Here is a 22,694-nt window from a genome sequence, read left to right as displayed (position 1 = left end):
GGGCTGTCCGCTGGTGGCACGTCTCACACACGGATGGGGGGCTCGATGAGGACGGGCTCCGTGGCCTTCGGGTCATTCGGGTCGAACGCGGGCGCGTAGGGACCGGCGTGGGTCTCCTTCCACTTGCGAGGCACGCGCTCGATGCCCACGGGGAAGACGGTGAGCCGTCCGTCTTCACCGATGCGCAGGCGGAGGAAGTTCTTCCAGTCCGGGAGCGCCAGCGAGATGAACGCCTCGTTGGAGTGCGCGCCGAAGCGATTCACGCTCAGCCACAGGTAAAGGCCCATGACGAAGGGCCCCACCAGGAAGCCGCCCAGGAAGGTGAAGCCCGAGGACAGCAGGAACTTGCCCGCCAGGTGCCACCAGCCCGCGTCGCAGTGGATGCCGTCCGCGGCGAGCTCGGGGCACACGCCCAGGCCGCTCACCGTGAAGTAGGTGGCGCCCCAGGCCACGAAGAAGGCCGCGGCGATGTGTCCAAGCCCGTGGAGCGTGCCCGCCAGCGTGCGCCACTTGCCGAAGGCCGAGTCCGCCAGCCCGATGAGTCCGCCGATGGTGGCCATGCCCAGCACCAGCGTCCACGGCCGGGCCACCATGCTGTTGGCCACCGCCAGGGTGACGTCCGAAAGCCGCGATATTCCGAACGAGCCCACCTCCGCGTAGGCCGCCAGCGCCAGCAGCAGGTAGAGCATGCCGGTCATCAGCCCGAACAGCGGACTGTGGCGGATGAGGAGCAGGTTCTGCCGCGCCAGCTTCCGGGAGGTCCATTCGTCCGGGAAGCTCTTCTGCAATGTGTAGCCGTCTCGCAGGACATGGGCGGAGGGGGCGTGCGTGGGGTGGAGGAAGGCTCCGCCGCCGCCCGCGGTGATTTTCTGCCGCCCGCCGGCGTCCTCGTGCCGCCGGTAGTGGTGCAGGTCCCCGGCGAGGAAGACGTTGATGCGCCGGCCGAACACCTTCTCCTGGAGGTACTCCAAGTTGTTCTCCAGGTAGCTGCCCTTGCGCCGCTCGGTGGCGGCCAGAATCCACGCGGGCTCCGCGTTGCAGAGGATGATGCGGTCGTCGGGGCCCATGTGGCTGGCCACTTCGCGGAAGTACTCCACCTGCGGCACGTCGATGTCGCTGTTGAGCTGCACGTCCGTGCCGATGAGCCACCAGCGCTGGGGAAGCTTCAGCGCGAAGTAGCTGCGGCTCTGCCGCGTGCGCCGGCCCGCAATCCACCGGTTCGCGCAGAACAGCCGCAGGAAGGCGCCGAGCCCGTCGTACCAGTCATGGTTGCCCGGAATCACGAACAGGTCCGGGCTGGGCGCATGCGAGCGCCGCATGGCCGCCTCATAGGGCTGGACGAGCCGCTCGTCATACACCTCGCGGCTGGCGCCGGGGTACACGCCGTCACCACCATGGACGAGCAGCCGTCCTCGCTGTGTGGCGTGGGACTCCGCGTGGGGTTGGCCCTGCACGGACAGCGTCAGCTCCGGCAGCGCCAGCAGCCGCGCCACCGCGTAGGTGGAGTTCCAGCCGTCGCCGGTGTCCGACACATAGTCCAGCCAGAAGCCGCCCTCCGGCATCGGCTCCTGCGAGTAGTCGAAGTAGGGCACCTGCGGCCGCACCACCGCTTCGACGAGCCGCTGGTCCGCGCGTGCGCCGAAGACGGCCGCCACCAGCGCGTCCAGGCCCGTGCGCAGCAACTGCGCGGGATGAAGCCAGCGCACCATGTCCGCCCGCTTCCGGGGATGCGCCGCCATGCTCTGGTCCGACACCGGCAGGCCCTCGCGCGGGGACAACGCGTAGGGATGCAGGTCCTCGGCGGGGAGGTCCTCTCGAGGCGGCTTCAGCGGCTCCAACGGCTCGCGCTCAGCGGCCATGAGCGGGCTGCTCCAGGAAGTGGCCGGAAAGGACGGTGAAGCCGAGCCCGGGGGCCGCGGGCGAGGACGTGTGGAATCGTGAACGCATGGCTGTCCTGGATTACCACGGCCGTGGCCCTCGGCTGGAGGCCAGGCGGGCGCGGTTCGCGGTTCCCTGGGGCCGCCGGGTGGGGCACCCTGAGGACATGCCGGACTCGCCGCTCAAGGATTTCCCGGTGGTTGTCTCCTTCCCCCTCCACTGGGGGGAGATGGACGCCTTCGGCCACGCCAACAACACGCGCACGTTCACCTGGTTTGAGACTGCCCGCATCCACTACTTCGCGCGCATCGGCCTGACAGGGCCGTCCGGCGCGGGGGACGAGCGGACGAACCGCGACGGCGTGGGGCCCATCCTGAAGGCCACCAACGCGGAGTACCTGCGTCCCGTCCTCTTCCCCACGCGCCTGGTGGCCGGTTGCCGCGCCACCCGCATCGGAACGTCGTCCATCACCCTGGAGCACGCGGTGGCCGGAGAGGACGACGGCGTCCTCTACACCCGGGGGAGCTGCGTCATCGTCACCCTTCGCTACGCCACCCACGAGAAGGTCCCCGTGCCGGCGGAGCTCCGCGCGGCCATCGAGGCGCTCGAAGGGCGCTCCTTCAGCTCGTGAGTGAGCGGCGGTTTCTGGGCATCGCGCCGTCCACGAGCGACCTGGCGCTGGGGTTCTACGAGGGCATGGCGGAGGAGTACCACCTGCTCTTCGCCAACTGGCCGCAGGTGGTGGAGCGGCAGGGCGCCATGCTGGACGCGCTGCTGCGCCGCTGCGAGGCGCCGCCGCCCCGGCGGGTGTTGGACTGCGCGTGTGGCATCGGCACCCAGGCGCTGGGATTGGCGGGCCGTGGCTACACCGTCCACGCCACCGATTTGAGCCCGGCCGCCGTGGCGCGTGCCGAGCGCGAGGCTCGCGCGATGAACGTGCACCTCACCACGGGCGTGGCGGACATGCGCACGCTGGACGCGCAGGTGGAGGGCACCTTCCCGGTGGTGCTGGCGCTGGACAACGCGGTGACGCACCTGCTGACGGACGAGGACCTGGACGCGGCGGCGCGCGCCATGGCGTCGAAGCTGGCTCCCGGTGGGCTGGTGGCGTTGAGCGTGCGCGACGCCGACGCGCTGGTGCAGAGCCAGCCCCGCTTCACCTCGGAGCGGCTCCTGGATGCACCCGAGGGCCGCCGCATCCTCTTTCAAATCTGGGACTGGGCCGCGGACGGACGGACGTACACGGTGCACCAGTTCATCCTCCGCCCCGAGGGCAAGGGCTGGCACACCACCGAACACACGGGCGTGTACCGCGCGCTTCAGCGCGTGGACCTGGAGCGGGCGCTCACGCGCGCGGGGCTGATGGATACGCGCTGGCACACGCCGGAGGAGACGGGCTTCCATCAGCCCATCCTCACGGCGCGGCGGGCCTGAGTTTCGCGGGACGGCGGGCCGCTACTCGATGCGGCACGCCTCGCTGAAGTCCAGGCGTGGGTTGCGCGGGAAGAGCTTCTCCGCGTCGCCGTAGCCGAGGTTGATGAGGAAGTTGGACTTCCACTTCCCCTCCGGGAAGAACGCCGCGTCCAACTTCGCGTTGTCGAAGCCCGCCATGGGGCCGCAGTCCAGGCCCAGCGCCCGCGCGGCGAGGATGAAGTAGCCCCCCTGCAGCGAGCTGTTCATGTAGGCCGTCTTCTCGCGGGCCTCAGCGGGCATGGCGAGGAAGCCCGCCTTCATGTCGCGCGCGGGGAAGAGCTGGGGGAACTTTTCGTAGAACGCGGTGTCGTACGCGATGATGGCCGTCACTGGCGCGTTCATCGTCTTGTCCACGTTGCCCGGGGACAGGGTGGGCTTGAGCCGCTCCTTCGCCTCGCGGCTCTTCACGAAGACGATGCGCACCGGCTGAGAGTTGGCCGCCGTGGGCGCCATCCGGGTGAGCGCGTAGAGCTGCTGGAGGACGTCGTCGGCCACCGGCTTGTCGAGCCACGCGTTGTGGGTGCGGGCGTCGAGAAAGAGCTGGTTGAGGGCGTTGGCGTCGAGGCCGGCCTGCTGCGTTGCCATGGGCGAGTCCCTTCCTGGAGTGATTCGGCGCGTGACCTTCATGAGCCACCGCCACGGTTCTTCAGGTAATGGCTTCGCTTTTGATTCGCAAGTGACTTCCAAAAAGTAAGTGACTTGGGACTTCCGTGCCGGTGGCAGGGCGGCTCGCTATATTCGGGGGAGGAGGCGCCAATGGAGCATCCGCTGACACGGTGTGCGCGGTACGAGAAGGCCAGCGAGCTGATGGGGAAGCGCTGGACGGGCCTCATCCTGCGCATCCTGCTCGCGGGGCCCCGGCGCTTCGGCGAACTGACGGACGAGATTGGCAGCATCAGCGAGCGCGTCCTGTCGGAGCGGCTCAAGGAACTGGAGGCGGAGGGCGTGGTGTCGCGTCACGTGGACGCGGGGCCTCCCATCCGCGTGGCGTACCAGCTCACGGAGAAGGGACAGGCGCTGTGGAAGGTCGTGGATGAGCTGGCGCGCTGGGCGGAGCGCTGGGTGGACGTGAAGCCCGCCTCCGCCGCTCGCAAGCGCAAGTCCGCGTGAGGTTCAGGCGCCGCCGCGCTTCGCGTCCGCTGGGGCGTTGGGGTGGCGGGCCAGCAGTATGCGCAGTTGGGGCTGACGCCGCACCGCTTCCTGCTTCAGCAAGTGCGCGATGAGGGCCGGCGGGGCCGCGCTCCAGCGGGCGATGTTCTGGATGAGCATGGGCGAGCGGTAGGTGCGTCCGCACAGCAGCGACGCCGTCTTGCCATCCACCGGCAGGCCGATGAGCGCCGCCAGCGCGCGGCCTTCCGTGTTGAGGATGAGCTCCACCTTCTCCTCCGCGGGGCCGCTGGCGAAGCGCTGGCGGAGCACCTCGCGTGCCGCGCGCCGCGTGGACTCCGGCACGTCGCGGTCATTGCCCACCTTGTGCAGCTCCATGAGCCGGCGTGCGCTCCACAGCCGCCGGAAGAGGCTGGCGGGGAGCTGCGGGTTGCGCACGAGCCAGCGCCGCACCCCTGTGTCCGCCGCGAAGGCCGCCCGGGCGCACAGTGCCTCCAGGCCGACGGGGTTGCGGTGGTAGCGCGCCACGAGTCGCGCATGGGGCAGACCCGCGCGCGCGTTCTCCAGCACGGCCTTGATGACGGCGGGCACCGGGTCGAAGCACAGCGCGGAGAGGATGGGGTCCTCCGCCGCGTGGGCATGGGCGATGCGCTGGTCCTCGGGGAGCGGGTGCAGCCGCAGTTCGAAGAGCTGGCGGTAGTTGCCCAGGGCGGCTTCGGGCTCGTCCTCGGCGTCCGGTGCGGTGTCGGGGGTGGTCGCGGCCTCCAGCGGTGTCGCGTCGAGCGCGGGGAGGTCTGCTCCGGGCTCGGCGTCCAGCGGCGTCAGGTCGAGCACGGGGAGGTCTGCTTCGGGCTCGGGGGCCGCGGGGGACGTCCGTCGCTGGGGCTCGAAGGCCGCGGGCGGAGCGGCGACAGGTGCCGCCGGGCTCGCGGCGGGCGTGGGCAGCAGCGCGCCCTGGGTGACGAGCCGGGAGAGGATGGTCCGCAGCCGCTCGGGGGGCAGGCCCGTCAGCGCGGGCAGGTTCCGGGCCGGGGTGGCGCCGTCCAGGCGGGAGAGCACGAAGCCCTCCTCTGGGCTGAGGGCCAGCGTCCGCAGGTCGACCGCGGGGTTCGGCTTGGGCATCCACTCCGTCATGGCTCCAGAGTCTTTCATGACCTGGAGGACTCCGGCAGGCCCGGGCCAGGGAGGCGGCATCGGACTGGAAAACATGACGGATGCTGGACGGCCTGCCTGGCTGGTGGACGTGCGGGGAGTACCCTTGCCTGTCCATGCCTACACGCTCTGCGTCGAGCCGGGTTGACGGGAGGGAGCCCTGGGGCCCTAACTTCCCACCATGTCCGACCGCATCGAGACCTATGCCGAGTTCTGGCCGTTCTACCTGCGGGAGCACGCGCTGCCATCCACGCGCTGGCTTCACTTCACGGGCACCTCCCTGGGACTGGGGCTGGGCGTGACGGCCGTCGCGACGGGCCGCGCCGCGCTGGTTCCAGCCGCGCTCGTCGCCGCCTACGGCTTCGCGTGGTTCAGCCACTTCGTCATCGAGCGGAACAAGCCGGCGTCGTTCAAGTACCCGCTCTGGTCGTTCATCTCCGACTTCCGCATGGCGGGGCTGATGGCCATTGGACGGCTGGCCCCGCACCTGGAGCGCGCTCGAGCGGGCGGCGTGGGCTCGGGTGAGGTGGCCCGCGCGGTGCCCGCGACGCAGCAGGTCCGCTAGCGAGCAGGCTCGCTGGCACGGAGGGAAGGCGGGCTTCGGGCCGCATTGACGCATCCGGGGCCCTCTCCCAGAATCCCCACTCGTTTCGGGCATCTGCCCGGGGGATCTCCGTGAACCTGCTGACCCGCGTGAAGAAGAGTGTCCGGCACCGCGCCGCCTACAAGGCGTCGGAGCCGTTGTCGAAGCTGCTCAGCCTGACGGGCTTCGGCCGTTATGGTCCGGGTCCTCAGCTCAAGCAGCCCGAGCCGCTGCGCCAGGCCGGCATCCCCGTCGAGACCTACCGCTTCGACGTGGCGGAGCTGGAGCGCTTCTGGGACGAACTCCAGGCGCAGAACGCCGTGATTCGGCACTTCTGCGGCTTCCAACCGTATTGGGAGAAGCGGCCGCAGTACTACTTCACCTGGAAGCAGATTGAACCGCTGGTGGCGCGCGAGGACGCCGTCTACGTGGACATCGCCTCCACCCCGAGCAGCCCGTACCTGGACGTGGTCCGGATGCTGGGGCGGACGCGGAACATCTACGCGCAGGACCTGGTCTTCCCGCCGGGCATCCACGGCCACCAGATTGGCGGCTCCGCGGCGGAGCTTCCGCTCGAGGACGGCTCCGTGGACGCGATGACGCTGCACTGCTCCTTCGAGCACTTCGAGGGCACCGCGGACACGGGCTTCATCCGGGAGGCGGGGCGCGTGCTCCGGCCCGGTGGCAAGGTCTGCATCGTTCCGCTGTACCTGGGCGAGTACGCCTTCACCATGTGTGACCCCGCGTGGGGTTACGACATCCGCCGCGACGCGGAGGCCATCATCCACCTCTTCCCTCGCTGGGGAGAGCGGCACGGCCGCTTCTACGACGCCGTCACCCTGAAGGAGCGCGTCCTGGCGCCCGCGCATGCGGCGGGACTTCAGTCTCGCGTCTTCCACTTCGAGAACATCATGAATCTGCACCCGACCTGCTACACGCACTTCGGGCTCGTCCTGGAGAAGCCCGCGAAGGTGTGACGCGCGGGGCGCTGGGGGGGGACAGGCCGGCGACCGTGCGGCCTGTCCTGGTCAACATCCGCGCTCAGGGGGGCTACAGGGAGTAGCCACGCGGAATGCGGCCGACCTATACATCCCTCCCATGGGACGCATTTTCGAGACACGCAAGGCCACGATGATGGCCCGCTGGAACAAGATGGCGAAGGTGTTCACGCGGATCAGCAAGGACATCGCCATCGCGGTGAAGGCGGGTGGGCCCAATCCCGATTCGAACTCCACGCTGCGCCGGGTGCTCCAGAACGCTCGCGCCGCGAACATGCCGAAGGACAAGGTCGACGCGGCCATCAAGCGCGCGAGTGGCCAGTCGGCGACCGACTACGAAATCGTGCTCTATGAGGGCTACGCGCCCCACGGCATCGCGCTGCTGGTGGAGACGGCGACGGACAACGTCGTGCGCACCGTGGCCAACGTGCGCATGCACTTCAACAAGCACAGCGGGAACCTGGGCACCACGGGCAGCGTGGCCTTCATGTTCCAGCGCATGGGTGTGTTCCGGTTGAACCCGGAGGGGTTGGACCTGGACTCGCTGGAGCTGGAGCTCATCGACCACGGCCTCCAGGAGATGGGGGAGGGCGTGGGAGAGAAGGGCGAGAAGCAGATCATCATCCGCTCCGCCTTCGCCGACTTCGGCCAGCTCCAGGCCGCCATCGAGGCCAAGGGCCTGGTGCCCGTCTCGGCGGACTCCGAATACGTGGCGCTGAACCCCATCGAGCTGCCCGAGGACAAGGCCACCGAGGTGCTGGAGCTCGTGGACGCGCTGGAGCAGGACGACGACGTCCAGCGCGTGTTCCACAACCTGGCGTGAGGCTGGGGGGCCACCGCCCGTGTCACGGTGGCCACCGGGGGCATCTGACCGCCTGGTGAACCGGGAAGGCAGGCGCGCGGCGTCCCGCGCACGTCGGCGCCCGGCTTCAGGCGTTGACGCCCACGCCCACCGGGCAGCTCACGCCGGTGCCGCCCAGTCCGCAGTAGCCGCCGGGGTTCTTCTCCAGGTACTGCTGGTGGTAGTCCTCGGCGAAATAGAAGGGCGGAGCGGGGAGCAGCTCGGTGGTGATGGCGTCGAAGCCCCGGGCCGCCAGCGCCTTCTGGTACGCGTCACGGCTCGCCACGGCGGCGCGCTGCTGGGCTTCGCTGGTGAAGCAGATGCCGGAGCGGTACTGCGTGCCCACGTCGTTGCCCTGGCGCATGCCCTGCGTCGGGTCATGGCTCTCCCAGAAGATGCGTAGCAGCTGCTCGAAGGACACCTTCTTCGGGTCGAAGACGACGCGGACGACCTCGTTGTGTCCGGTGAGGCCGCTGCACACCTCGCGGTAGGTGGGGTTGGGCGTCAGGCCTCCGGCGTAGCCCACCGCCGTGCTGTACACGCCAGGCGTCTGGTAGAACTTCCGCTCCGCGCCCCAGAAACATCCCAGACCGAAGTAGACCTCCTCCAGGCCTTCCGGCACGGGGCCCTTGATGGGCGTGCCCAGCACCTCGTGCTTCTCCGGGACGGGCATCACGTCCGAGCGGCCCGGCAGTGCTTCCTCCGGGGTCGGAATCCTCAGCTTCTTGGTCGGATTGAAGAACATGCCCCAGGCATAGCGGCCTGGCGTGCGCGATTCACCCCCAGAAGGAGCTGGCGTGCGGGCAGCGGGTGGCCGGCCGTCCCGCCTGCCGCGCTGCTTCACGCGCCCCCGAGCGTCGTGAGGGTGCGGGGCCAGTGGACGGTGAAGGTGGTGCCCTGCTTCCGGTTGGAGCGGACCTCCACGTGCCCCCCGTGTGCGCTGACAATCTGGCTGACGATGTAGAGCCCCAGGCCCAGGCTGCGCTTCTTCCTCGCGATGTCCTGCGGTGGCGCGGTTGCGGGCAAGCTCTTGAACGGGTCGAACAGGCGCGGCATCAGCTCGGCCGCAATCGGCTCGCCGGCGTTGTGGACCTTCAGCACCACCTCATCCGCCTCTCCGCGCACCGTGACACACACCGGTCTGTCTTCCTGGCCATGCTGGATGGCGTTGGCCACCAGGTTGCCCAGCACCTGCGACACGCGGTCCGGGTCCCAGTTCCCTCGAGTGTCTCCGCTCGCCTCGAACACCATCGAGCGCTCCGGGGCGCTGACCCGGAGCTCCTCCAGCGTCGCCTGGCATACCTCCACGAAGTCCATGGGCTGGCGGGCCACGGGAAGTCCTCCGCCCAGTCGGGTGCGGGCGAAGTCGAGGATGTCCGTAATCATGCGCCCCATTCGCGCGGTGGCCTTGCGGATGCGGTCCACGGCGCGACGCTCGGGTGGTGTCAGGTCCTCGGACCGCGTCAGCTGGAAGGCCGAGGCGTTGATGGCGTTGAGCGGGTTGCGCAGGTCGTGTCCCAACACCGCCATGAGTTGTTCCCGGAAGTCCACCGCCCGCTGGAGCACGGCCTCGGCCCGCTTGTGGTGGGAGACATCCACCACCGTGCAGCTCAAGCCCAGCACCCCTTGGTCGGGCGTGCGGACCGGGTGGAAGCTGGCCTGGAAGGTCCGGGCATCTCCAGGGATGGTGAACTCGACGGCGTCCACGGGTTCACCTGTCTCAATCGTGCGGCGGAACAGGGGCTCGAACGTGCCCACGGCCGTCACGGGGGCCATCTCCTGGAAGCGGCGGCCCAGGTGGGCTTCCGGCGAGTGGCCATCGATGTCCGCCAAGGCCTGGTTGATGCGCACGAAGCGCAACTCCCGGTCCAACTGGGCGATGCCCAGAGGCGTGGAGGCCAGCATCGCGTCCAGCTGCGCCAGCGAGCGCTGGGCGTCCGCGTGGGCCTGGCGCTCGCGGGCCCGGAGCCGGGCCTGTACCAGGTGCGCGGTGGCCCGCTGCGCCATGGTCCGGAACAAGAGTGCGTCCGGCTCGGAGAAGACGAAGGCGGTGCGCGAGCACATGTACGCCATGCCCAGGAGTTGGTCGCCATCCAGCAGGGGCACGCCGTACACGGCGCGCAGCCCTTCCTGCTTCAGCGTGGGCAGCGCCACGCGAGGGTCCGTGGAGGCGGAGCGCAGCGTCAGGGGCTGACGCTGGCGGAGCACCTCGCCCACGAATCCTTCCTCCCGCTTCAGCGACACGCCGAGCGCCTCGTCCGCGCCCAGGCCCACCGCCGCGCGCACCACCAGCGCGTCGCCTTCCACCAGCACGAACGCCGCCGAGTCGACCGAGAGCGCGGACTCCACCAGGACGGTGAGCAGCCGCGAGGGGAGGCTGGCCATGGAAGGGCTGTCCAGCGCGGCCTGCGTCATCCGGTCCAGGGCCTGGAGGATGCGCTGCCGCTCCTGGGAGAAGGACGTCACCGTCCGGGTGACAATCCGGTCCAGCGCGTCCTCCATCCGCTCCAGCTCGCCCGGCGCGGGGTAGGCCGCTTCGGCTTCCAGCCTGTGGAGGATGCACTTGCGCAGGAGCGCGTACTCGGATGTCACCTGGCCCAGGTCGAAGCCGGCGTCCAGCCGGGACATCGCGTGCTCGTCCGGCACCGTGGTGAGGATTTCGTCCGGGCCGTGGTCGATGAGGTCCGCGAGCATCTTGAGCAACTGGGGCATGTGGTCCAGCAGCCACGAAGGCTGCGCCGCGTGTCCCACGTGAAACGCTCGCATGGCCCGCTGCCAGTCCTCCAGCACCTCCTCCTGGTGGGCGCGCAGGAACTCCGCCGCCTTGAGCGTCCGTGCCCCGGAGGACTCCTTGTCGCCCGCTGTGCGTGACTCTGTCTCCAGCATCACCGGCCTCCCGAGGCCCTGGGGCCGCCCACCCCGCCGTTCACTTCCATTCTGGGGATGATGGCGCCTGCGCGCCTCGTCCCACCGTCGCTGGATGCGGGCCTGGTGGATGCCACCCCGGGCGGCACGGCGGAGCACTGGCCGCTCGGACGTCCGACTTCGGGCGCTTGCCATCATGTCCGTGCGCTGGGAGCTGTGGGCCCGCACGGGCTCGGTTAGGGTGTCTGCAAGATGCGCACGCTCCTGCTGACCCGCTCCGACGTCTCCCGCAACCTGCAGGCTCCTCTCTTGCTCGAGGACATGCGAGAGGCCTTCCGCACCGACGCACTGGCTCGCACCGTGGCACCGCAGCGCGCCCGGGCCTCCCTCCATGCCGAGGGCACCGCCCTGGTGCTGTTCCCTGGCAGCCTGCCCTCCATCCCCGCCTACTCCGTGAAGGTGCACGCGAAGTTCCCCGGCCAGTCGCCGGCGATTCGAGGCGTGGTGCATCTGCACGACGTCGCTACCGGCGAGGTGATGGCGGTGATGGACGCCGGCCACCTGACGGCGGTGCGCACGGGCGTGGTGGGCGCGCTGTCGGCGGACGTGCTGGCGCGGCCGGACGCGAGCCGGGTGGCGCTCATCGGCGCGGGCCGGCAGGCGGTGTTGCAGCTCAAGTCGTTGCGGTTGGTGCGCTCGCTGACGCACGTGCGGGTGTTCGACACGGCGCCGGAGCGCTCGCTCGCCTTCGCCACGCGCATGTACCAGGAGTTGAACCTGCCGGTGCGGATGGCGGAGTCCCTGGAGGAGGCCGTCTCCGACGCGGACATCATCGTGACGGCGACGTGGAGCCGTCACCCCTTCCTGCACCCCGGCATGGTGCGGCCGGGCACGCACATCATCGCGCTGGGCGCGGACGAGCCGGGCAAGGCCGAGCTGTCCGCGGAGCTGCTCCGTCAGTCCCGGTTCGTCGTCGACCACCGGGGCCTGGCGGTGTCCACCGGCGCCGCGGGCGCGGTGGGACTGGGTGAGGAGTCCATCCACGCGGAGCTGGGCGAGGTGCTGGCTGGCCTGAAGCCGGGGCGCACGTCGGCGGAGGACGTCACCGTCTTCGCGGCGGTGGGGCTGCCCTTCCAGGACCTGGCGGCGGCCTGGCACGTCTACCAGTCGGCCCAGGGCGACGACGCCGTGAGCGGGGTGGACTTCGACGCATGAGGCGCAGGGTGCTGGGGCTCCTGTCGCGCATCGGCCTGACGCGGCCCGCGCTGCGCGCGTGGGCGATGTACGACTGGGCGAACTCGGCCTTCATCACCACCGTCGTCACGGTGGTGTTCCCGCTCTATTACGCCTCCGTGGCGGCGGAGGGCCTTCCGCGCGAGGTGGCCACCAGCCGCTTCGCCACCGCCACCGCGGTGGCGCTGAGCGTGGTGGCGGTGTTGTCACCGGTCCTGGGCGCGCTGAGCGACCGGGCTGGTCGCATCAAGCACATGCTGGGCATCTTCGCGGGCCTGGGCATGGTGTCCACGCTGGCGCTGGCCACGGTGGGCCCGGGTGACTGGGCATGGGGCCTGCTGCTCTTCGGTCTGGGCAACGTGGGCGTGACGGGCAGCATCGTGTTCTCGGACGCGCTCTTGCGGCACATCGCCCAGGACGACGAACTGGACCGTGTGTCCACCGCGGGCTACGCGCTGGGCTACCTGGGCGGCGGTCTGCTGCTGGCCGCGCAGCTGGTGCTGCTGATGCGGCCCCAGTGGTTCGGACTGGCGGACGCGGGGGCCGCCTCGCGCGTGGCCTTCGCCTCCGTGGCGGTGTGGTGGGCCCTCTTCTCGCTGCCCCTCTTCCGGCGCATCCCCGAGCCGAAACCGGACGTGTCCATCCAACGTCCTCCGCTGTCCCTGCGCGGCATCTTCACGCAGCTGGCGGGCACGCTGGGCGGGCTGCGCCAGCACCGTCAGGCCTTCCTGTTGCTGGTGGCCTATCTGCTCTACAGCGACGGCATCGGCACCATCATCCGCTTGTCCACGCTGTACGGGACGGAGCTGGGCATTGGCCGGGGCGCGCTGATTGGTGCGCTGCTGCTGACGCAGGTGGTGGGCGTACCGTGCGCGGTGCTGTTCGGCCGGGCCGCGGGGCGGGTGGGCGTGAAGCGCGCGCTGATGTTCGCCCTGTCGGTGTACGTGGGGGTGACGTTCCTGGGCTACTTCATGCGCACGCCGGTGCACTTCTTCGCGCTCGCGTTGCTGGTGGGCATGGTGCAGGGCGGCAGTCAGGCCTTGAGCCGTTCGCTCTTCGCGCAGATGGTGCCCCGGGACAGGGCGGCGGAGTTCTTCGGCCTCTTCAGCGTCTTCGAGAAAGTCACCGCGGTGGCCGGCCCGCTGGTGTTCGCGGCCACGGTGGAGCTGACGGGCTCCAGCCGGCAGGCGGTGCTGTCCCTGCTCTTCTTCTTCGTGTCGGGCGCGGCGGTGTTGTCCCGGGTGGACGTGGCCGCGGGGCGACGCGCGGCCCGCGAGGCGGAGGCGCGTGCCGGATGGCGCGGCGACGGTGCACCGGAGGCCACCGCTGCCCCGGAGGGCGCGCCGGACGCGAGCCGCGGCGTCTGAGCCGTCAGTGCTTCGTGGGCGGGATTTCCCGGGGCGCGGAGAAGAGGCTGTCCCGCCCGTGGTTGAGCACGACTTCTCCGCCCACGACTTCACGCACGTCCGCCAGGGCCACCGCGAAGTCATGCCGGCGGATGAGGCCCTTCTCCACGATGAGCTCATCCCCCGTCATCTCGATGATGCGCCCGAGAACGTGTCCGTCGTTGCCGCGCACATTCATCCCCTTGTGGATTTCCGAACGGCTGAACATGGTTGCCTCCCCCAGGGCGGTCCGTTTAGCCCCGTGCGCGAAAGCTGGCTTTCACTCGGCAAGCTGGCAGCGGACAGGCGGGGCGCCGCACCGGTGATGCCCGCGTGAGATGCACGGCGAGCAGGCGCTCGGCCTGGGCGCCCGGGTGCGGCTGCCTGGCTGCCCGGCGTTCCACCCGTGCGGGGCTCTGGCCCGGGTGGCCGCCCGCCAGGACGTGGCCATCTTCGCCCCTGGGAGGTGCATATGGTCGTGGGTTTCTTGGCGTCGCGGCCGGGGCGGTGGCTCCGCATCGTGACGGGCGCTGGGATGGTGGTGGGCGGACTGGCGGCAGGGACGTCGCGAGGCGCGGCGGTGGCGCTCGTGGGCCTGGGGCCCCTGGTGGCCGCGGCCCTGGACTGGGTGCCCACGGCGGCGCTCTTCGGTCTGCCCATGGACGGCCCGACGCTGCGGCGCGAGCTGGGTGTGTCCGACGAGGCGTCGCTGTTGGAGGGACTCCCTCGCGCGTCCATGCGGGGCGTCTCGCCGACGCTTCACTGATGGACGGCCCGCCGCGTCGGGCCTTGGGAGCTCATGGGGAGACGGGCTCCGCGGCGGCATGGGGCCACGCGGGAGAAGTCAGCGCGCTCCAGTCCTGTCCGCGCGCCCAGTCCTCGAAGGTGTGCCAGCGGACCTCCGGGAAGCGGTGCCGCAGCGTGAGGACGTCCGCCTGGTAGCCCTTGCGGTCCAGCCACTCGTACATGGCGGCAAGGTCCTCGCTGCGCTCGCGGATGTAGTCCAGGGGAAGCTGCTCGTAGTGGATGCGGTGGCCGCTCACCATGGACAGCAGCCCGGCGGCCTGTTGGCCCGTCACCTCGTCGGAGGCCACCTCGATGCGTTGTTCCTCGAAGCGCTCCGGCTCCTCCATGACGCGGACGGAGAAGGCCGCGAGGTCCTCCAGCGCCACCATCTGCAGGCCGCGCGTGGGCCACAGGCCCATGGCGAGCACGCCCGCCTTCAGCCCCTCTTCGAACATGCCGCTGGTGAAGTTCTCCATGAAGAAGGTGGGCCCGAGGATGGTGTAGGGCAGGCCGCTGCCGCGCACGTGCATCTCGATGCGGTGCTTGCTGTCGAAGTGGGGGATGCCCGTCAGGCGGTCCGCTCCGGCCACCGACGAGTAGACGTAGTGCTGTACGCGCGCGAGCCGGGCCGCGTCCGCCAGGTTCTTCCCGTGGCGAACCTCCGCCTGCACGCCGCCCGGGCCAAAGGGCGTGGCGGTGGCGAACATGGTGTCCATGTCCTGGGCCGCTTGGGCGATGGCGTCCAGGTCGTCGTAGTCCCCGACGACCAGCTCGGCGCCGAGCGACTTGAGCTCGCGGGCGGCGGGGGAGTCCGCGTGGTGGATGAAGGCGGTGACGCGGTGGCCGCGCTGCAAGAGCTTCCGTGCGACGGCACCACCCTGCTGGCCGGCGGCGCCGGTAACGAGCACGGAGCGTGAGAAACCCATGGGCATGTGTGCACCTCGTGACGTCAGATGTCCGGAAGTTGGGGATGACGGACGCCGCTGGCGAGCACGCCGTGGGCGCATCGAGTCTCACGGCCAGGGGTTGCCGGGCGGCCGGGCCAGCAGGCGACCTGGGGCGCCTGCTCCCTCCGCGCGCTACCGCGTCGTTCCGAAGACGCTTGGGGACGCTCGGTGCTTGCTTGGGTGCGGCGCCTTCTCTTGGGAAATGTCATGGTCCTGCCCACGATGAGCAAGCGTGACAAGCTTCAGGACTCCGAGCTGGTGGTTGCCGCCCGGGCACTCGACGCGGAGTTGGCGCGCTTCGAGTCCCAGGCCGAGCAGCTCGAGAAGGCGCCACTTCAAGCCGAGAAGCACCTGGAGCGCGCGTCGGCGATGCTGCAGGGGCTGGCGGACCTGGACGAGCAGCTCCGGGGCCGGGTGACGGCGCTGGTGGGGGCCATCTCGAAGGTGAGAGATCGGCAGCAGGCGCAAGCCGAGGCCATCCACCTGCGTGCGCAGGAGCTCCAGCGGCGCACCGAGGTCTTCAAGGACCTGCTCGTGCGCTACGGTGCCCTGGGACAGAACGCGGGCGAGCTGAACGTGCAGATGCAGCAGTTCGCGCAGCAGCGGCAGGCGGCGAAGACGCCGGAGGAGAACGCCGCGCTGACGGGGACCTTCCAGGCGCTCCAGGAGCGGATGTCCCTGGTTGCGGACGAGGCCCATTCGCTGGCACAGGCCGCGGAGGAACAGGCGTTCCTCGACGTGGCCCGGCAGGCGGACTCCCTGCGTCAGCAGCTGTTGTCGGCGCGGAACAAGATGTCGCTGTTGCAGAAGAGCTTCGGCGGCGGGGTGGCTAGCTGAGGTACGTGGGGGCGAAGTCGTCCGGGCTTTCGATGGGACGCCGTCCCGCGAAGCCGTCGAGCAGGGCGTGCCAGTGGGAGACGGCGGGGTCTCCGAAGCGCCAGCACAGGTAGACCTGCTCGCCGCCCCGGTTCGCGCGGAAGTCCACGAGGCCGTCCGCGCCCTTGATTTCCAGGCCCATCTCCTGGAGCTGGAGGAGCTCGCCGCGGATGCGCTCGAGGAGGGTGTCGCGCTCGTCGCGCAGGGAAGCCAGGCTGGGGTCGTTGGGCTTGGGCGCGGCGCCCAGTTCATCCGCGAGCTGCTGGGCACGCTCCACCCACGGGCGGACCCGCTCGAAGGTGCGCGTCAACAGCGGCACCAGCCGGTTGGCCTCTTCCACGCTGAAGTAACGCATCCCCCCGAGCATGCATCGGTAGGGCATGCGCTTGCTACTGTCCCGTCGCGCGAGGGGGCCGCCTGTCGCCCATTCAGCGCTGGGCTGTGTCACGCGGGTACACGCCTGCGCTATCTGTGGGCGTCATATGTGTATGGGAATGCGGTCGAGGTTCATGGGGGCGCAGATTGAATGTTGGCTATTCGTTCCGCTCTGCTTGGTGTTGCTCTCGGGCTGTGTGTTGTCGCGGGCGCCTCGGCCCGCGACGGCGCCTCCCGACGAAGCGGCTCGCTACCGATTTCCCGTTGTGCTTCCCACCGATGGGCAGCACGTCCTGCCTGGCGCGGTTGCCGCTGCCATCGCATTCGCAATGGAGGACTTTCTTCCGTTGGGGGCGAAGCCGCGTCGAGGCGCTACGCCCACGGAGGTCTGTGCCTCCCAGCGCCAGTCCTACGACGTGACGGCTGTTCCTGGGGCGAATGCCGTGGTCTTCGTCAGCTTCTTGGCCCGGCCGGACGCATGCCGCGACATGGATGGGCCACCTCTCTCGGACGTTCCCATCGTGTACGCCGTGGATACGGCTACGTGGGTCATTCTCTCCGTGCAGGAGTAGCGCGGCCCGCGCCAGCCGCCTCCTCGCTATCGGCCGCGCAGCAGGGAGGCGTGATTGTCGCCCAGCCAGCGCTGGGCAGTGTCACGCAGCGGGAACAGGGCTTCGCGCTCGCGGAAGGCCGACGTGTGCTCGGGTGCGCAGCGGCCCTCGTTGCCCGTTCCGTCGTCTAGGTCCGCGTGCAGCATCGCGTGGAAGACGAGGTAGTCCACCACGAATGCTGGCACATGCGGCCGGTCCAGCGCCGGGTGGATTCGAATCTCGCGTAGCCGCGCGTCATAGCCGCCCACGTGGATGCTGCGACGCTTCGTGCCCGCCGGCTTGCGCGCCCAGCCCACGTCCACCTGCACCCGGCCGTCAAACCAGCTTGCGTTGAGCCGCGTGAAGATGGCCTGCAGGTCGAAGCAGCGGCCCCGCGTGCGCAGCGGCTTTCCCGGCCGGCGCTCCCTGCGGACGCGCTCGTTGTGCGCGTGCGCGTAGGACTCCAGCACCTCGCCCGCCTGCGCATCCGCCCGGCCCGCATAGGCTGCCATGGCCTGCACCACCGCGTCCGGTGCTCCCAGGAAGAGGTGGTGGATGCGCAGCCGCAGCCCCTCCTCACCGCGGCGGAAGCTCACCAGCGTGGCCCGGTTGTCCGTCAGCCGTAGGTGAACCGGCAAGCCAAGAATCGAAGACAACCGCCGTGCCAGGTCCGCCGCCAGCGGCAGGGCTTCCTCGCGCGCGGGGAGTCGGCTTTCCGGCACGCTGCTCGCGCGCTGCTCCGACGCCAGTGGCAACGCTTCATCACGTTGATGCACGGGACGTCGGTCCTCCACGCCGGTGCTCGCGCGCCGCTCCGTCGCCAGTGGCAACGCTCCCTCACCCGAAGGATGTCGGCGCTGCACGCCAGTGCTTGCAGGCCACTCCGCCGTCAGTGGCCGTGCTTCCTCACGCGCCGGAAGCCTACGCTGCACGCTGGTGCTCGCGCGCGGCTCCGTCTCCACGTCCGCGCGCTCGGGCGCCGCCGTGTCGAACAAGCCCAGCTGTGAGGTAGGGTGCGAGGACATCCACTGTCAAAGGTATGCCTCTCGGCGCGAGGATTCCAGGAGGATGGTTGCTCCCCGGGCGGAGAGGCAGCAGTCGCTGTTCGGAAATGTCGGGGGTTTGGCTTCGCCGCCCCGCTCACGACGTGCGGCAGAGCCGGTCCACCCGGTTCAACATCGTGGGCGTGCGAGATGCCCCATGCATTCGCCGGATGTGCTCCGCCGCTGTGGCCGCGTCCATACCCGCTGCTCCGACGAACAACGGCCGCAGGCTCTTCCCCCTCAGCACGGGCACAGAGGGCCCGGTGGTGACATAGGCCGTCTTCGCCACGCCGATGACGGGTACCTCCCGGTTGAGTGCTTCGTACAGGTGCGCCCCCAGGCCGGGCCGGTCCTCGCCGAGCCACACATAGCCATCCACGATGATGGCCTCCAGTGGCACCTCCACCCGTGCCAGCACCCGGAGCAGGTGCGGCAGCTCGCGGCGGTAGAACTGCCCGGGCTCGTACGGCGCGGCGGGAGGCCCATGCTCCACCAGGTGCGAGGCCTCGTGCCCATCCGCCCAGTTCCGGAACAGCACGCACCCGGCCACCGTGAGTTCGGGGCGGTAGTCCACGTCCACGCAGGCGAGCATCGTGCCGTCCTCCTGTCTCAGGGCGACTGGAAGTCCTCGAAGGTGACCTGCGCGGCGCGAAGCTGCTCCACCATCTCCGGGGACGGCTGCCCCGTGGTGCGGTAGCGCGGCGGCCACAGCTCCGGCACTGGCGTGAGACAACGGCCCGCGATGCGTTGCACCTCCCGCCACGGCACGGTGAAGAACTCATCACCTTCCGCCGTGGGGCGCACGGCGACCATGTCCGCCTCCGGCAGCAGGGCGTCCACGTCGTGCGACCAGACACACCAGGAGATGGGAAACTCGTCCCGCTTGCGCGCCGTCGCGCTGTAGCTGGCGACGAACAGGTCCACCTCCTGTTCCGCATGGAGCGCGTCGAGCTCCTCCTTCTGGGCGCTGTACTCCGCCAGCGCCAGTCGGACGTGGGCCAGCCGCACCCGGTTCGCCAGCACGTCCTGACCGGGGTGCACGTAGGGCACCACGCGTCCCGCGTCGTCCACCGTGTACAGGGCGGGCGTCAGGCATCGGGACGCGGCCGCGTACTCCCGCTCTGCGCTCTCGGTCAGCCGTGCCACCAGCTCCGGACGCGCGTCGCCACCGATGAGCAGGGTGGAGCGCTCCGGGAGGATGGCGATGGGCCGGCCCTCCACGCGACCGGCGAAGGACGCGAGGAACCCCGGGCGCAGCAGCCGGGACGTCTCATAGGTATCGCGCGTCTCCACCGTCCACAGCGGGCCGTGCTCCTCGTCGTAGAGCTCCACGCCTTCGTCCGGGAGCCGGGCCAGGTTCGCGTGGGCCGCCGTGAAGGCTTCGTCCTCGGTGATGCCCCAGGTCTCCAGGTGCCGGCGCTGGACGAACATGGCGGACTCCGGCAGGTCCATCACCAGCAGTTCGCGCAGGAAGGGCAGTGTCCGCCGCCCGACCATCTCCCGGTCCGCCTCCGCCGGCTTCTGCAGCGACATGCCGAAGGTGGACGCGCGCAGCACGGGCAGGAGCAACTCGCGGGCCTGCTCCCAGTGGAGCGAATCCGGCGACTCCTGCCACAGCGCGCGCAGGTAGCGCTGGATGAGCTGGACGCGTTGCTCGGGCGGCAGCTCGCGCGTGTCCGCGAAGAGGTTGTCCAGGAAGAAGGTGCCATCACTTCCGGCGCGGGTGATGTCCAGGCCGTAGTCCTGCGTGCGCCGCTCCACCTTCTCCACCGCCGGGTCGGCGCGCAGCAGCGCCTCCACCTGCCGCATCAGCGCTTCGCGCGGCTCCACCGCCCAGGCTTTGGAGGCGTCGGGAGGTACCTCGCCGGCCGCTGGTGTCTTCCTCCCGAAAAGCCTGCCCCAGAACCCCATTCTCGCTCCCACGTGTGTGTCCGCGGCGAGGTTATGCCCGGTGGCCCGTGGGCTCCACCGGAACACGCAGGTCCCGTCACAAAGCCAGGAATGCCAGCAATGCGCCCAAGTCCTCGTCAGACAGGGACTCCAGGCTGTAGAGCGGCATGTTGCCCCCGACACCGAAGAACTGGCCGTGCCTCACCTTCTCGATGACGACCAGTGACTTGGGCACGCCGGGGAACAGCGCGTCGTAGTCGTTTGTCACCTCCGGCAGAATCGACGCCAGCTCGGTCAGCCGGCCCTCGCCAGTGTGGGGCTCGCCGTGGCAGCCCTGGCAGGCCTCCACGTAGACCTGCTGTCCGCGCGTCACGTCACCGCGCGTGACTTCGACGATGTCCTTCACCACCGTGAAGGGACGGGCCGGCGCGGACGGGCTCGGGCTGATGCTCACCAGGTATTCGTACAGCGCCCGGCTCTGCGGCGAGTCTTTCGGCAGTGGCGTCACCCCCCGCATGAAGTTGACGTAGCAGAAGTTCACCGCGTCCAGCAGGCGCGTCTCGAAGCCGCCCCACCAGCTCTCCCGGAACGCCGAGTCATACAGCGTGTAGCCGGAGTCCATCCGCCCCTCAGGCGCGGTGGGCGTCGTCGCGTGGCATGTCGCGCACGAGAAGCTGTTGAAGCCGCTCTCCGACAGCCGCGAGTCGTTGAACAGCACCTCGCCGTACTCCGCCGCCGGCACGCGGCCATCGTCGCTGTCGTCGCAGCCGGTCAGCGCCAGGGCCAGCGCCACCACACCCCATGCCGCGCGCTTCATGGCCGCCCCCGCAGGATGCTCACCGAGTCCGGGAAGATGCCCACCTCCACCGTGCCCACCACCGTGCCCTCCGCCAGGTCCACCGCGTGCAACGTGCCCGGCCCCACGTGGTCGCCTTCGCAGACGACCAGACCGATGCGCTCGTCGGGCGTCAGCGTGACTTGATGCACGTTGAGACAGCCGGCGTCCGCCAGCTGCACCTCGCGCAGCACGGTGCCCGTCTCCGGGTCGATGACGGCCAGCGCGTCCACCAACTGGTAGGGCATGTACAGCGTGCGGCCGTCCGCGGTGAACGCGCCGAACATCGGCGGCCCGCGCAGCGGCACGGCGCGCTCGGGCATCATGGCGCGCGTCTGGGGGTTGAGCACGTGCACCTGCCGGCTGGCCATGGAGCTGACCCAGACCTCGCCCGTGGTGGGGGACTGGGTCAGCGCGTAGGGCTGGTGCCGGGGCGCCACCGCGCCGCCCGAGCCCGCTGCCACCACCTTCACCCGCGTCACCGGCGTGTTCGCCTCCGCGAGGTCGACGATGGCCACCTCGTCCGACCAGCAGGCGATGTAGGCCGTGCGCTCGTCGGCGGACAGGCGCACCGCGTGCGGCGCGGGGCACACCTCCACCATGGCCTTTCGGGTCATGGTCCGCGCGTCGATGATGGCCAGGTTCGCGTTCATGTCCGACTCGGGGCGGCCCTGGCGCGCCATCTCGGCAATCTTCAGCGTGTCGAAGTGCGTCTGGTACAGCGTGCTCCCATCTGCGCTGATGATGACGTCACCGGGATTGGGATTCACACGCACCGAGCCCACGATCCGGTTCTCGCGCGCGTCCAGCTTCAGGCAGTAGCCGTCATCCGCGCCCGTGCCGTGGGCACCATGCGGCCCCGAGCCACCCCCTGGCACGTAGTTGGAGATGCCGACGTAATAGAAGTCCCCCGCGGGCGACACGGCGGTGTGGTGCGGCCCTTCCAGCTCCACCGGGTTGAGCCCCACCGGCACGCGCGCCAGCTCGCGGAAGTCCGGCGTGCCCACGGTGGCCAACTCCACCAGGCTGAGGGTGTCATCCAGGCTGTTGGTGACCAGGATGCGTCCGCCGGGGCCCGGCGGTGGAATGAACGTTCCTTCCCGCCAGGGCTCCTCGTGCGCGTAGTCCAGCCCCTCCGGTGGCGCCACGCCCACCACCCGCGCCGAGTTCTCATCACAGCCGGCCATCAGCAGCGCCAGCACCGGCATCCACCACGGCGTCCGGTGACTCATCGCGAATCCTCCACGCGGATGGTGCGTGGTGACTCCAGGCGATATGGACCTTCACGCAGCCGGTTCTGGACCAGGTAGGCGCTGGTCACCTGGACGCGGAGGTCCTGACCCGGGGCGGCACGCAGCACGTCCCAGGTCGACGCGTCGAGCTGCCACTCCATGTTCGACGTCAGCAGCTCCACCGGACACCGCCGCCCGGGCACGGTGATCTGCACCCAGTAGAAGTCGCCGGTGACGGGCGGCAGATGCGCCTGGGCGGATGGCAGCAGCAGGTTGCCCAGCCACGCCAGCATGGAGCGGGGCGTCTCGCGCGATGGAAGCCGGGAGGCCAGTGGAGACGTCCAACGCCACGTGGGCGGCGCCGCGTCCATCGCATAGGTCTGGCCCGGGACGGGGGACTCCAGCGTCACGGCCTGGGAGCTGTCGGTGGGGCGGCCTTGCGCGTCGACGAAGGTGCGCCACGCCTCGTCGGTGGCCTCGCCGCCGTAGAGGGGTTCGCCGCACGCTTCGTCCCGTGGCGCGTCCTCGCCGTCGCAGGCGGTGCCCAGCACCAGCAGCACGGCCGCGCAGGGGGCCCACCGCCGCTTTCGAATCGGGAGTGTCAT

General features: G+C 70.1%; 25 protein-coding genes. 11 read left to right on the top strand and 14 right to left on the bottom strand.

The genetic code is table 11. From position 1 onward, the window contains the following. Positions 1 to 23: 23 nt before the first annotated feature. Positions 24 to 1,859, bottom strand: a complete 1,836-nt coding sequence (locus HNV26_RS03600) for a metallophosphoesterase (RefSeq protein ID WP_171440010.1) — start codon at positions 1,857 to 1,859, stop codon at positions 24 to 26. 185 nt (positions 1,860 to 2,044) lie between these two features. On the opposite strand from HNV26_RS03600, the gene HNV26_RS03595 reads away from it, so the two are divergent. Both HNV26_RS03595 and HNV26_RS03590 read left to right on the top strand, forming a co-directional pair. Further along, positions 2,045 to 2,509 carry an acyl-CoA thioesterase gene (locus tag HNV26_RS03595; protein WP_140869255.1) on the top strand — a complete coding sequence of 155 codons (465 nt, stop codon included), beginning with the start codon at positions 2,045 to 2,047 and terminating at the stop codon, positions 2,507 to 2,509. After that, entirely contained in the window at positions 2,506 to 3,312 is an 807-nt protein-coding gene (locus HNV26_RS03590) for a class I SAM-dependent methyltransferase (protein WP_171440009.1), read from the top strand. The genes HNV26_RS03595 and HNV26_RS03590 overlap by 4 nt, the downstream gene beginning before the upstream one ends. Before the next feature lie 21 nt (positions 3,313 to 3,333). Here HNV26_RS03590 and HNV26_RS03585 read toward each other — a convergent pair whose 3' ends face one another. After that, the gene (locus tag HNV26_RS03585; RefSeq protein WP_171440008.1) at positions 3,334 to 3,936 is read right to left on the bottom strand and encodes a malonic semialdehyde reductase; all 603 of its coding nucleotides are present in this window, start codon (positions 3,934 to 3,936) and stop codon (positions 3,334 to 3,336) included. A 171-nt stretch (positions 3,937 to 4,107) separates the two neighbouring features. Between HNV26_RS03585 and HNV26_RS03580 the strand changes: the two genes are divergently transcribed. Beyond that, a complete protein-coding gene (locus HNV26_RS03580; RefSeq protein ID WP_171440007.1) occupies positions 4,108 to 4,461 on the top strand; it encodes a winged helix-turn-helix transcriptional regulator in 354 nt (117 codons plus the stop codon). 3 nt (positions 4,462 to 4,464) lie between these two features. Here HNV26_RS03580 and HNV26_RS03575 read toward each other — a convergent pair whose 3' ends face one another. After that, positions 4,465 to 5,610, bottom strand: coding sequence for a hypothetical protein (locus HNV26_RS03575; RefSeq protein WP_253816187.1), 1,146 nt, complete (start codon positions 5,608 to 5,610; stop codon positions 4,465 to 4,467). Positions 5,611 to 5,791: 181 nt separating this feature from the next. On the opposite strand from HNV26_RS03575, the gene HNV26_RS03570 reads away from it, so the two are divergent. The 3 genes from HNV26_RS03570 to HNV26_RS03560 all read left to right on the top strand — a co-directional run bounded on the left by HNV26_RS03570 (position 5,792) and on the right by HNV26_RS03560 (position 8,014). Beyond that, entirely contained in the window at positions 5,792 to 6,175 is a 384-nt protein-coding gene (locus HNV26_RS03570) for an Mpo1-like protein (RefSeq protein WP_090495666.1), read from the top strand. A gap of 128 nt (positions 6,176 to 6,303) precedes the next feature. Further along, entirely contained in the window at positions 6,304 to 7,170 is an 867-nt protein-coding gene (locus HNV26_RS03565; protein ID WP_366816744.1) for a methyltransferase domain-containing protein, read from the top strand. Between the two features lie 121 nt (positions 7,171 to 7,291). After that, positions 7,292 to 8,014, top strand: a complete 723-nt coding sequence (locus HNV26_RS03560; RefSeq protein WP_090495668.1) for a YebC/PmpR family DNA-binding transcriptional regulator — start codon at positions 7,292 to 7,294, stop codon at positions 8,012 to 8,014. 106 nt (positions 8,015 to 8,120) lie between these two features. Here HNV26_RS03560 and msrA read toward each other — a convergent pair whose 3' ends face one another. Next, positions 8,121 to 8,777, bottom strand: coding sequence for a peptide-methionine (S)-S-oxide reductase MsrA (msrA, locus tag HNV26_RS03555; RefSeq protein ID WP_171440005.1), 657 nt, complete (start codon positions 8,775 to 8,777; stop codon positions 8,121 to 8,123). 95 nt (positions 8,778 to 8,872) lie between these two features. Next, on the bottom strand, positions 8,873 to 11,092 hold the full coding sequence (locus HNV26_RS03550; protein WP_171440046.1) for an ATP-binding protein: 2,220 nt from the start codon (positions 11,090 to 11,092) through the stop codon (positions 8,873 to 8,875). 57 nt (positions 11,093 to 11,149) lie between these two features. Here HNV26_RS03550 and HNV26_RS03545 point away from each other — a divergent pair, with 57 nt between their 5' ends. Both HNV26_RS03545 and HNV26_RS03540 read left to right on the top strand, forming a co-directional pair. Further along, positions 11,150 to 12,112, top strand: coding sequence for an ornithine cyclodeaminase family protein (locus HNV26_RS03545; protein ID WP_171440004.1), 963 nt, complete (start codon positions 11,150 to 11,152; stop codon positions 12,110 to 12,112). Next, the gene (locus HNV26_RS03540; RefSeq protein ID WP_216611760.1) at positions 12,109 to 13,497 is read left to right on the top strand and encodes an MFS transporter; all 1,389 of its coding nucleotides are present in this window, start codon (positions 12,109 to 12,111) and stop codon (positions 13,495 to 13,497) included. Before HNV26_RS03545 ends, HNV26_RS03540 begins: the two co-directional genes overlap by 4 nt. A 4-nt stretch (positions 13,498 to 13,501) precedes the next feature. Here HNV26_RS03540 and HNV26_RS03535 read toward each other — a convergent pair whose 3' ends face one another. Continuing rightward, on the bottom strand, positions 13,502 to 13,744 hold the full coding sequence (locus HNV26_RS03535; protein ID WP_171440003.1) for a DUF2171 domain-containing protein: 243 nt from the start codon (positions 13,742 to 13,744) through the stop codon (positions 13,502 to 13,504). Positions 13,745 to 13,987: 243 nt separating this feature from the next. On the opposite strand from HNV26_RS03535, the gene HNV26_RS03530 reads away from it, so the two are divergent. Beyond that, entirely contained in the window at positions 13,988 to 14,281 is a 294-nt protein-coding gene (locus HNV26_RS03530) for a YgaP-like transmembrane domain (protein ID WP_253816185.1), read from the top strand. Between the two features lie 31 nt (positions 14,282 to 14,312). Here the strand turns inward: HNV26_RS03530 and HNV26_RS03525 are convergent, their stop codons facing one another. Next, entirely contained in the window at positions 14,313 to 15,233 is a 921-nt protein-coding gene (locus tag HNV26_RS03525) for an NmrA/HSCARG family protein (protein WP_171440002.1), read from the bottom strand. Between the two features lie 237 nt (positions 15,234 to 15,470). Here HNV26_RS03525 and HNV26_RS03520 point away from each other — a divergent pair, with 237 nt between their 5' ends. Continuing rightward, positions 15,471 to 16,085 (top strand): hypothetical protein, encoded by a 615-nt coding sequence (locus HNV26_RS03520; RefSeq protein ID WP_171440001.1) that lies wholly within the window; start codon positions 15,471 to 15,473, stop codon positions 16,083 to 16,085. On the opposite strand, the gene HNV26_RS03515 is transcribed toward HNV26_RS03520, so the two are convergent. Further along, on the bottom strand, positions 16,078 to 16,479 hold the full coding sequence (locus tag HNV26_RS03515; RefSeq protein WP_253816184.1) for a DUF2203 domain-containing protein: 402 nt from the start codon (positions 16,477 to 16,479) through the stop codon (positions 16,078 to 16,080). The genes HNV26_RS03520 and HNV26_RS03515 overlap by 8 nt on opposite strands. A 349-nt stretch (positions 16,480 to 16,828) precedes the next feature. On the opposite strand from HNV26_RS03515, the gene HNV26_RS38140 reads away from it, so the two are divergent. After that, entirely contained in the window at positions 16,829 to 17,071 is a 243-nt protein-coding gene (locus tag HNV26_RS38140) for a hypothetical protein (protein ID WP_253816183.1), read from the top strand. Between the two features lie 26 nt (positions 17,072 to 17,097). On the opposite strand, the gene HNV26_RS03505 is transcribed toward HNV26_RS38140, so the two are convergent. From HNV26_RS03505 to HNV26_RS03480, 6 genes are all read right to left on the bottom strand, one after another. Further along, positions 17,098 to 18,114 (bottom strand): hypothetical protein, encoded by a 1,017-nt coding sequence (locus HNV26_RS03505; RefSeq protein ID WP_171439999.1) that lies wholly within the window; start codon positions 18,112 to 18,114, stop codon positions 17,098 to 17,100. 115 nt (positions 18,115 to 18,229) lie between these two features. Next, positions 18,230 to 18,724, bottom strand: coding sequence for an endonuclease V (locus tag HNV26_RS03500; protein WP_171439998.1), 495 nt, complete (start codon positions 18,722 to 18,724; stop codon positions 18,230 to 18,232). 17 nt (positions 18,725 to 18,741) lie between these two features. Next, positions 18,742 to 19,962 (bottom strand): DUF1444 family protein, encoded by a 1,221-nt coding sequence (locus HNV26_RS03495; protein ID WP_366816743.1) that lies wholly within the window; start codon positions 19,960 to 19,962, stop codon positions 18,742 to 18,744. A 157-nt stretch (positions 19,963 to 20,119) separates the two neighbouring features. Continuing rightward, entirely contained in the window at positions 20,120 to 20,839 is a 720-nt protein-coding gene (locus HNV26_RS03490; protein WP_171439996.1) for a c-type cytochrome, read from the bottom strand. Further along, entirely contained in the window at positions 20,836 to 22,089 is a 1,254-nt protein-coding gene (locus HNV26_RS03485) for a YncE family protein (protein ID WP_171439995.1), read from the bottom strand. The genes HNV26_RS03490 and HNV26_RS03485 overlap by 4 nt, the downstream gene beginning before the upstream one ends. Further along, positions 22,086 to 22,694, bottom strand: a complete 609-nt coding sequence (locus HNV26_RS03480) for a hypothetical protein (protein WP_216611759.1) — start codon at positions 22,692 to 22,694, stop codon at positions 22,086 to 22,088. Before HNV26_RS03480 ends, HNV26_RS03485 begins: the two co-directional genes overlap by 4 nt.

This window comes from Myxococcus xanthus, assembly GCF_013116825.1.
GTDB classification, from domain to species: domain Bacteria; phylum Myxococcota; class Myxococcia; order Myxococcales; family Myxococcaceae; genus Myxococcus; species Myxococcus xanthus_B.
Note: the sequence above shows the minus strand (reverse complement) of the source record. Positions and strands in the feature narration are given on the sequence as shown.

Bases quoted from the DNA above. Each gene is read 5' to 3' on its own strand.
- HNV26_RS03575 (WP_253816187.1), bottom strand. From the start codon at position 5,610: ATGAAAGACTCTGGAGCCATGACGGAGTGGATGCCCAAGCCGAACCCC.
- HNV26_RS38140 (WP_253816183.1), top strand. From the start codon at position 16,829: ATGGAGGACTTTCTTCCGTTGGGGGCGAAGCCGCGTCGAGGCGCTACG.
- HNV26_RS03540 (WP_216611760.1), top strand. From the start codon at position 12,109: ATGAGGCGCAGGGTGCTGGGGCTCCTGTCGCGCATCGGCCTGACGCGG.
- msrA (WP_171440005.1), bottom strand. From the start codon at position 8,777: ATGTTCTTCAATCCGACCAAGAAGCTGAGGATTCCGACCCCGGAGGAA.
- HNV26_RS03505 (WP_171439999.1), bottom strand. From the start codon at position 18,114: ATGTCCTCGCACCCTACCTCACAGCTGGGCTTGTTCGACACGGCGGCG.
- HNV26_RS03530 (WP_253816185.1), top strand. From the start codon at position 13,988: ATGGTCGTGGGTTTCTTGGCGTCGCGGCCGGGGCGGTGGCTCCGCATC.
- HNV26_RS03485 (WP_171439995.1), bottom strand. From the start codon at position 22,089: ATGAGTCACCGGACGCCGTGGTGGATGCCGGTGCTGGCGCTGCTGATG.
- HNV26_RS03600 (WP_171440010.1), bottom strand. From the start codon at position 1,859: ATGGCCGCTGAGCGCGAGCCGTTGGAGCCGCTGAAGCCGCCTCGAGAG.
- HNV26_RS03490 (WP_171439996.1), bottom strand. From the start codon at position 20,839: ATGAAGCGCGCGGCATGGGGTGTGGTGGCGCTGGCCCTGGCGCTGACC.
- HNV26_RS03550 (WP_171440046.1), bottom strand. From the start codon at position 11,092: ATGGCAAGCGCCCGAAGTCGGACGTCCGAGCGGCCAGTGCTCCGCCGT.
- HNV26_RS03535 (WP_171440003.1), bottom strand. From the start codon at position 13,744: ATGTTCAGCCGTTCGGAAATCCACAAGGGGATGAATGTGCGCGGCAAC.
- HNV26_RS03500 (WP_171439998.1), bottom strand. From the start codon at position 18,724: ATGCTCGCCTGCGTGGACGTGGACTACCGCCCCGAACTCACGGTGGCC.
- HNV26_RS03520 (WP_171440001.1), top strand. From the start codon at position 15,471: ATGAGCAAGCGTGACAAGCTTCAGGACTCCGAGCTGGTGGTTGCCGCC.
- HNV26_RS03480 (WP_216611759.1), bottom strand. From the start codon at position 22,694: ATGACACTCCCGATTCGAAAGCGGCGGTGGGCCCCCTGCGCGGCCGTG.
- HNV26_RS03525 (WP_171440002.1), bottom strand. From the start codon at position 15,233: ATGCCCATGGGTTTCTCACGCTCCGTGCTCGTTACCGGCGCCGCCGGC.
- HNV26_RS03515 (WP_253816184.1), bottom strand. From the start codon at position 16,479: ATGCGTTACTTCAGCGTGGAAGAGGCCAACCGGCTGGTGCCGCTGTTG.
- HNV26_RS03585 (WP_171440008.1), bottom strand. From the start codon at position 3,936: ATGGCAACGCAGCAGGCCGGCCTCGACGCCAACGCCCTCAACCAGCTC.
- HNV26_RS03545 (WP_171440004.1), top strand. From the start codon at position 11,150: ATGCGCACGCTCCTGCTGACCCGCTCCGACGTCTCCCGCAACCTGCAG.
- HNV26_RS03560 (WP_090495668.1), top strand. From the start codon at position 7,292: ATGGGACGCATTTTCGAGACACGCAAGGCCACGATGATGGCCCGCTGG.
- HNV26_RS03570 (WP_090495666.1), top strand. From the start codon at position 5,792: ATGTCCGACCGCATCGAGACCTATGCCGAGTTCTGGCCGTTCTACCTG.
- HNV26_RS03595 (WP_140869255.1), top strand. From the start codon at position 2,045: ATGCCGGACTCGCCGCTCAAGGATTTCCCGGTGGTTGTCTCCTTCCCC.
- HNV26_RS03580 (WP_171440007.1), top strand. From the start codon at position 4,108: ATGGAGCATCCGCTGACACGGTGTGCGCGGTACGAGAAGGCCAGCGAG.